We start from the raw sequence: 8,143 nt of genomic DNA on the forward strand, positions 1-8,143 counted from the left end.
TTGGCATCATGCTCTGCAATAGAAATTGTAAAGCGAAGATGCCGAGGCGATAGCTGGCTCAGGCTGGAATACTGGCCCGGCCTTCGTATCATGGATATCTGGTGCCCTATACCTCCTGTGTTCTAATGCGGAATAGATGCGACTGACAATGTCGGAACCTGATGTCACGCTGACCGACTACGCCGTGGCAATTGAAGCTGTCGTGCTGCTAATTCTGCTCCGAGGCACCCAAGTTTCCACGGGAGCGCTTGGGACTTGGCTCGCGCTTTTCTTCGGGTCAATTTGCGCCGCGTCGCTGTTCGGCGGCACAGTTCATGGTTTCCTTCGTGATGAGCGAACACTGGCTTATCGCATACTTTGGCCTGCTACTCTGGTCGCGATGGGGGTGACGGCGTTTTCGATGTATGCAATTGGTGCCGAACTTACCCTATCACCGGAATACATACGGTGGATGGTGATCGCTGCCGCCACGCAGTTTCTGATTTACGCTGCAGTGATCGTTTTTGCTCGACAAGATTTCTGGCTGGGAATCGCCGACAACTTACCGGCGATATTGTTTTTGCTCTTCGCCATCGCGTTGAAGTGGCGAAACGGCGCGAACGATGATTTATCCTTGGCCCTGGCTGGCCTAGGACTCGTATTGGTTGCCGCTGCCCTTCAGTACTTGCAACTTGGCATCCATCCTATCTACCTAAATCACAACGCGCTTTATCACGTATTGCAGGGCCTTGCGCTCTTTCTTTTCTTCTTGGGAATCCGGTCGATCAACGTAAATAGCAACGAGCAGACGATGAGTAGCCGCCCGGTCCCACATTTCATCGATCTTCGCGCCAGCCACATTGGAACCTCGCCAGACTCTTTGGGATTATCTCAATGACGGCACACCCTGACGCGGCAAAGAATACAACCGGGTCGGATCCCAAGCTGGGGGCTCCAGAGCAATCCTTGAATGCAAAAGCTGATGCCGGCCTCGTCGTGGATGACGTGCAGTCACAATTAAATGCGACGCGCGTAAACCGTATTCTGCAGCCGACATCTCTCGACGCGATCCAAGCGGCCGTGCAAGTTGCTCAACGCGAAGACAGGGCCATTAGCATTGCAGGCGGCCGCCACGCAATGGGCGGTCAGCAATTCGGCAGTGATTCGGTACTACTCGATATGAGTCAATTCAATCGTGTGGTGGAGTTCGACCCGATCAGGGGACAAATCGAAGTCCAGAGCGGAATCGAGTGGCCCGAATTGATCGACTACCTGAATCGCGAACAACTTGGCCAAACGAACCAATGGGCGATCAAGGAAAAGCAAACGGGTGTGGACCGAGTCAGCCTCGGCGGGTCGTTGGCCTCGAACGTTCATGGCCGTGGCTTGCAGTTTCCACCGATGATCAACGATGTCGAGTCCTTTCTCCTGGTGGATGCGTTCGGAAAACTGCACACATGCAGCCGCAGCGAGAATTCGGAACTGTTTTCGCTAGCCGTCGGCGGCTATGGCTTATTTGGCATTATCGCGCACGTGACTCTTCGCTTGGTCCCGCGCACCAAGGTCCAGCGGATCGTAGACATCATCGCCGTCAAAGACCTCTTACCCGAAGTCGAAAAGCGAATTCAGCAAGGGTTCGTCTACGGCGACTGTCAATACTCCACTGACCTGGAGACAGAAGCAGGTTCGCATGCCGGAGTCTTGGCCTGCTATCGGCCTGTCGACAATACGACGCCGATTGTCGAAGACCAATTGCAGCTATCGGACAACGATTGGGCCCAACTTTACACCCTGGCGCGCACCAATAAGAAGCTGGCCTACGAGACGTATTCTCAGTACTACCTTTCGACCTCCGGGCAAGTGTATTGGTCGGATTTGCATCAGCTTGCCGGTAATTTCGATGCGTATCGAGAAGCGGTCGATGTGCAACGCGGCACGGAAATGATTACCGAAGCCTATGTGGCGAAAGACGCGTTTCTGCCATTTATGGCTCAAGTGCGCGAAGACTTCGTTCAGCACGCCGTTGATATGACCTATGGAACGATCCGCTTTATCGAACGAGACGACGAGAGCTTCCTCGCTTGGGCCAAAGAGCCCTCGGTCTGCATTGTTTGCAATCTGCATGTCGTCCACACGGACGAAGGAAAACAAAAAGCCGCCGAGGACTTCCGTCGCATCATCGATCGAGTCATCGAACACGGCGGCCGATTCTACCTGACGTACCATCGGTGGGCTGAACGCCGACAGGTGGAGATTTGCTACCCGCAATTTGTCGCCTTCCTCCGTTTGAAGCGAAAATACGACCCACACGAACGCTTTCAAAGTGAGTGGTATCGCCACTACAAAACGATGTTCGCAGACCAACTATAGCGCAGGCAGAATATGCACTCGCGGCCTGACGATCAACAACGCGGCAAATGATTTGCCCAATGAACCGAACTATCGCGTCTGACATTGATGGTGCCATGCCCCCAGCATCCAAGCACATCCGCCGCTGGTTTCAGTTTCGAATAGGAACATGGTTCGTTCTAATCGCAATAGCGGCCTGGGCATTATCTATTCGGCCCTGGACGGTCGTTGATGGCGGTTCGAGCGGAAGTGTAAGCACGACTGCGAGCGGCAAAGCGACGTGGAGTGGGGAAATTCGATATACAACAAACCCAGCGCTCCGCTGGCCGGTTCTTGCATTCTTCGGAGTCATCGCCTGGCAGGGACTGCGGTTGGTCGTGACGCGCAAGCGTGCCCGCAGACTGACGCATCGCCCTCGATTCTCAACTCACGTCCAGATGTCTGACGTGCAGTCGCCGCCGGGGTAGCGCATTTCGTGGGCGCGGGCCGGGCCGCCGGGTTCGCGGCCGAAGTCGATGAAGAAGCGGTCGTTGATCTTCATGCCGCCCGTAGGATCGCAATCGACCTGCAACAGGAACGAGCCGGTCTTGGCCATGTCGGGATAGAACTGATTGTCCCAACTGCTAAAGAGCGAACTGCTGACGTACAGCCGTCGTCCGTCCAGGCTGAGCTGCAGCATCTGCGGTCCGCCGGTGACTTTGTGGCCGGCCACTTCGGGCGCTTTGCCTAACAGCCCGCCGCACCACACCTGGCCTGCCAGCTTCGGGTGCGCCGGATCGCTGATGTCGTATTGGCGGATGTCGCCGTGCAGCCAGTTCGAGAAATACAAGAACCGATCGTCCATCGACACGACCAGGTCGGTGATCAGGCCGGGGAGCGGAAAGGGAAAACTTTTCACGTCGACCGGATCGACCGAGATCACTTTGTCGACCTGCCAGCGATCGGCCGGCTTATGCCAGTGCCACATTGTGCTCGAGAGCGCGGCGCCGACAAAGCCGTGCGTGCTGTCGGGATTGTGGTGAAAGCGTACTTCGAGCGGGATCCGTCCGGCCTCGCCCAGGTCGACGGTTTGCGCGATGTCGCGCTTCTGCCAATCCCAGAAGTGGATCTGCGTACCGTACTTGCCGGCGGCGACGTCTTCGAGATTGAACCCCTGGTAATAGGTCTGTGGCGCGCCCCATTCGCTCGACACCATGACATTGTGTCGCGGCTGATACCAGAAGTCGTAGTTGTATTTCATCGCCTGGGCGTTGTGCTCCCAGCGGCCGGCGATGTCGAAATTCTCGTCCAACAGCAAAAATCCGCCGGGCGCGCGGCCATCGCGGTCGCCGAGCATCGAAATGATGATCCGGCCGTCGGGCGCGCAGTGGACTGTGTGAGGGGCGCTGAGGTTGGTCTTGGCCTTGATCGACTCGGGCGAGATGACCTTGTGCAGCTTCGGGGCGCGCGGATCGACGGTGTCGACGATGTAGATACGGCTTGATCGTTGTCCGGGGATCACCAGGTAGCGGCGCGATTTTTTGCTGTCGCCGTGGCAGGAGCTGCAAGCGTTCCACCCGAAATGATGGAGCTCGTCGCCCACGAACGGCATCGGCAGGCGGTGTATCACCTGGGCGTAGGTGGGGGAAGCGGGATCGACGTCGAGCGTGGCAAGGAAGTCGGGCTTGTCGACGGCACTGCCGACATAGAGCCCGATCGTGTACAGCAGCTTTTCGGGCGGGGCTTTCGTGGCCTCTTGCGGCGAGGCATAGCCGGGGCCGCAAATTGCGGCATTGGTAGCGCTATCGCCGGGGACGAATTTCTTTGTTTCCGCCGCAAGCAGTTGTTGCGCGAGTATGTGCGGCGCGGTACTGGCGGCGGCGGTGGCGAGCAGGAAATCTCGGCGATGCATCGAATAACCCTCCCCCAAAGTGTTCGAGCGATTGCGCAAGCGAACGCATTATACCGGGCGGTGCGGCAGTCAATCGACAATCTGTGGCGACAACTTGCTTTTTCGCAACATGGCTGTGCGTGCGGCGCGCGATGTGCAATGATTCGCGGCAGTGCCGATGTTCGACTCCGTTCGTCGGCATGAGGACCGCCGGTACGCATCGCCCGCCGTGTATGCCCCTGCCGGCGGTCCGCGATTTTTTTTGGTGCCGCGTGCGGCGGGCCCGTCAAAATCTTCTTGGTCGCAGCGGTGCATCACGCTCAACCGCCGAGCATTTGGCTTTCCCTTAAATTCTCGCGACAGGAAGAAATGCTTTTTGCCACAGAGTACACCGAGGTCTCCGAGGCACGCGTAAAGGTTGATTATCCGCAGATTTCGCAGATGGGCGCAGATTAAAAATCATAGCTTCGCAGCCGCTTTAGCCCGGGTTGCGCGGGCGATTGTGCCCAGGTCGACGATCTTGGCCGTGTCCTTGGCGGCGGCGACCTGCTGACAGATGCAATCGATCACCTGGAATTGCGGATCGGTGACATACAGGCATGACGGGTGGCCGAGGAAGTCGTACACCGCGCGATTTTCGATCGCCCAGCCGAGACCGCGGCGCACCGACTCGATGAACCAGGCCAATTGCCAGCGACCACTGCGGAAAGCATTGATGTCGCTGGCCGGGCTCATCGGAATTTCACACAGCCCCGTTTCGTACAGGAACGGTTGCGCATCTTGTTGTGTCGCGACGATGCCGGAGAGAATCGCTTCGCTCGGTTCTACGCCCGGATCACTGTTGGGATGGGCTGGGTATTTGCTGCTGACCCAATCAAAGCCCTGCGCTTGCAGCAGCTTTTGCAGGTCGGGCCGGTCGAGCAATCCCTTTTGAAATCCCCCTGGGGTGCGAAAACCATCGACCTTGATACCGGTTCGTTCGCGTAGCGCCACCGTCGTCAGGCGGATGTTGTCGGCGATTGTCTGTTCGGCGGATTGTCCGGCCGTGAGCCAGGGGGCGCGCTTGAAGCGGAATTGCACTTCGCCGGGCTGTCGCGCCAGCACGTTGACATGATCGTACGTGTGATTGCCGATGTGATGACCGTCCGCGGCCAGTCCGCGCAGCCAGTCGAGATTCTCCTGCTCGCACACCCGACCGACGGCAAAGAGATGGACCACGCCGCCGGCCGCCTTCACGCGACGGCAAGCCTCGACGGTGTAGGCCTTGGTCTCTTCGTTGAGATTCCCTTTTTCGTAATCCCAGTGCGTATCTTCCCAGTTTGGGAAGTTGCGACTCATCTCCAAGTCGAGCGTGATGGCCACGAGCGCGGACTGCGGTTCCCCGGCCGTTAGCGCCTTTGCGGCCGGCTCCGTAGATCGTCCTGTTCGAGCCGCGGCAAGCGCCGCCAGACTCGCCGCTGTGGCGCACAAGAAATCGCGGCGGCCGATTGCGTGCGCGGTCGTTTTCAGGCTGGCGGGCATAGTCATTGGTCGCTGGCTTGTACCGGTCGAGTGATGATTCGCGGATTTACCGATTATCGCGGATTGGGAAGCTTTGTCATTCGCTGATCGGCTTCTTTTTTTATTCTCCTTCACTTTGTGTCGCTCCGTCGTGTCCGTGGCGCGCTGATTCCTTCATCGCGATTCGAATCACCCTTACAGACTGACAGAGATATGGCGGTCCGGGGCCCGTTTCACTGGAACCATCGCTTTAATAATACGAGATGCGAAAATTTAGCGGACCGTTACATCACTGCTCACAGTTCTGATGTGGCCTGTCGATTAGTCCTCCCGAGGGACGGCCGCCGTGATCGGCATATCGTCTCTTGATGCCAGCAGGCTGCGCGTGGGGCCGCGCAAACCGCCGAGCCGCGTCGTTGACGTGGTTCGCCATCGCGACACGCAATCCACAGCGTAACTTCGCTTCGTACCCGACCGCCGGCAAGGACTCGCCATGCGCTCGTTTCGCGTTTACGGATTTCCGTTTGGTGTCCCGTTGCGCGCTCGATCACGACGCGCGGGCAGTTACTCGCGCAGAGGGCTTTGCCTGGCGGCGATCGTTGTAGCGCTGTCGGTCGCCGCGCCCGCGTTTGCGCAGACGCCGATCTCGGTCGGCAGCTCGACCGATTTCTACAACGCGATTCAAACCATCAACAACAATCCCAACACCAGCTACACGCTCAATGTGACCGGCAACATTACGATGAGCCAGCAGGTGTTGGCGATCGAGAGTAATTCCACGATCACTGTGGTGGGCAACGGCCACACGATCGACGGCGCAGGGGCTTACCGGCCGTTCTTTATCGAAAGCGGCACCGTGGCGTTGCAAAACCTGACGATCAACGGCGGCACAGCGCAAGGGGGCACGGGAGGCGATGGCGGTGCTGGCGGAGGCGGCGGACTGGGGGCCGGCGGCGCCGTGTTCGTCGACAGCGCTGGGCATCTCAGCCTGCAGAACGTCGACTTCACATCCAACGCTGCCAATGGCGGCACCGGCGGCAGCTTCACGAACTACTTCGACGCCGTGGGCGGTGGAGCTGGTATGGGGGGTAACGGCGGAGCCAGCCACTATGGTCAAGGGGGCGGCGGTGGCTTATACGGCGCAGGCGGCAGTAGTGGTGGTACTTTCTACGGCGCTAGTCAGAGTACTGGCGGCGGTGGTGGTGGACAGCTCGGCAATGGGGGCGCCGGCTTTGACCAGGACTTGTACTTCACGCGCAATGCCGGCGGCGGCGGCGGTGGCGGGAAGACGCTAAACGGTGACGATGGAACGGCCACCGCCGGTGGCGCCGGCGGCGGCGCACAAGGCGGCAACGGCGGCGGCGGCAGTGCCAACAGCGGCACTGCCGATGGCACCACCGGATTGGCCAGTGGCGGCGGTGGTGGTGCCGGTATCTCCGGTGCCACCGGAGCAGATGGCGGTACATTTGGCGGCGGCGGTGGATCTGGCACCCAGACCGCGATCACTCTCGCGACAGGCGGCAAAGGCGGCTTCGGCGGCTTCGGCGGCGGCGGCGGCGGCGGCTATGACGTTGGCGGCAACGGGGGCTTCGGCGGCGGGGGCGGCGCGGGCTATAACAATGCGGGCACCGGCGGCTTCGGGGGCGGCGGGGGGGCGGCCTTTTCGGGCCTGGCGGCATCCGGCGGTTTCGGAGGGGGCAGCTCCGGGAGCGATCCCACTCAAAACGCCCGGACCGGAGGTGGCGGCGGCGCAGGCTTCGGTGGCGCGGTGTTCGTCGCCGATGGCGCCACGATCACCGTCGTCAACGGCGTGGGATTCGCCGGCAACACAGTGACGGCTGGCGCCGGCGGGCTCGGAAGCTCAATCGGCACCGACGGTGGCAACGGCGCGGCCGACGGCAATGACCTGTTCCTGATGCGCGGCGTGACCACCACGTTCGATGTCACGGCCAACAATACGCTCGATTTCAGCCCCGTCATCGGCAACGAAGACGGCACAACGGGCGCCGGCGTGGCGATCGACAAGATCGGCGCCGGCAGGCTGATATTATTCGGCGACAGCCCGCTGGTGGGCTCGACCGCTGTCGACGGCGGAACGCTCCTGGCCAACGGGATTCTGGGAGGCACGATGGCGGTCAACAATGGCGGCACGCTGATGGGGATAGGAACGGTGGGTCCCACGACCGTCAACGCAGGGGGCACGATCAATCCCGGCTATCTCGGCACCGCGTTGACGATGAACGGCAACTTCACGCAGGGTAACGGCAGCACATTTGTCACCGAAATCAATCCCGCGACCAACGGCGGGGTCGACATCAACGGCTCGGCGCAAATCGGCTCGAATACGACCATGCGCGTCGTGGTTGATCCCGGCACGTACGTCGTCGGCGCCGTCTATTCCGTGCTCACCGCCTCGGGGGGCGTCAGCGGGCAATATACATTCTT

General features: G+C 60.0%; 5 protein-coding genes. 3 read left to right on the plus strand and 2 right to left on the minus strand.

Annotation, left to right across the window (positions count from 1 at the left end; all coding sequences use genetic code 11):
• Positions 1-148 precede the first annotated feature (148 nt).
• On the plus strand, positions 149-877 hold the full coding sequence (locus VGN12_00520) for a hypothetical protein (protein ID HEY4307907.1): 729 nt from the start codon (positions 149-151) through the stop codon (positions 875-877).
• Positions 874-2,349, plus strand: a complete 1,476-nt coding sequence (locus VGN12_00525) for an FAD-binding oxidoreductase (protein ID HEY4307908.1) — start codon at positions 874-876, stop codon at positions 2,347-2,349. The genes VGN12_00520 and VGN12_00525 overlap by 4 nt, the downstream gene beginning before the upstream one ends.
• A gap of 406 nt (positions 2,350-2,755) precedes the next feature.
• On the opposite strand, the gene VGN12_00530 is transcribed toward VGN12_00525, so the two are convergent.
• Positions 2,756-4,219: a selenium-binding family protein gene (locus VGN12_00530; GenBank protein ID HEY4307909.1), complete on the minus strand. Its 1,464-nt coding sequence runs from the start codon at positions 4,217-4,219 to the stop codon at positions 2,756-2,758.
• Between the two features lie 438 nt (positions 4,220-4,657).
• Complete coding sequence (locus VGN12_00535; GenBank protein HEY4307910.1) at positions 4,658-5,719, minus strand: polysaccharide deacetylase family protein; 1,062 nt, start codon at positions 5,717-5,719, stop codon at positions 4,658-4,660.
• A 472-nt stretch (positions 5,720-6,191) separates the two neighbouring features.
• On the opposite strand from VGN12_00535, the gene VGN12_00540 reads away from it, so the two are divergent.
• Positions 6,192-8,143 (plus strand): hypothetical protein (locus VGN12_00540; GenBank protein ID HEY4307911.1); only part of this gene is annotated, 1,952 nt, incomplete at its 3' end.

The organism is Pirellulales bacterium (genome assembly GCA_036499395.1).
Taxonomy (GTDB): Bacteria; Planctomycetota; Planctomycetia; order Pirellulales; family JACPPG01; genus JACPPG01.

Coding starts and splice junctions, on each gene's coding strand:
- VGN12_00520 (HEY4307907.1), top strand. CDS start 149: ATGTCGGAACCTGATGTCACGCTGACCGACTACGCCGTGGCAATTGAA.
- VGN12_00525 (HEY4307908.1), top strand. CDS start 874: ATGACGGCACACCCTGACGCGGCAAAGAATACAACCGGGTCGGATCCC.
- VGN12_00530 (HEY4307909.1), bottom strand. CDS start 4,219: ATGCATCGCCGAGATTTCCTGCTCGCCACCGCCGCCGCCAGTACCGCG.
- VGN12_00535 (HEY4307910.1), bottom strand. CDS start 5,719: ATGCCCGCCAGCCTGAAAACGACCGCGCACGCAATCGGCCGCCGCGAT.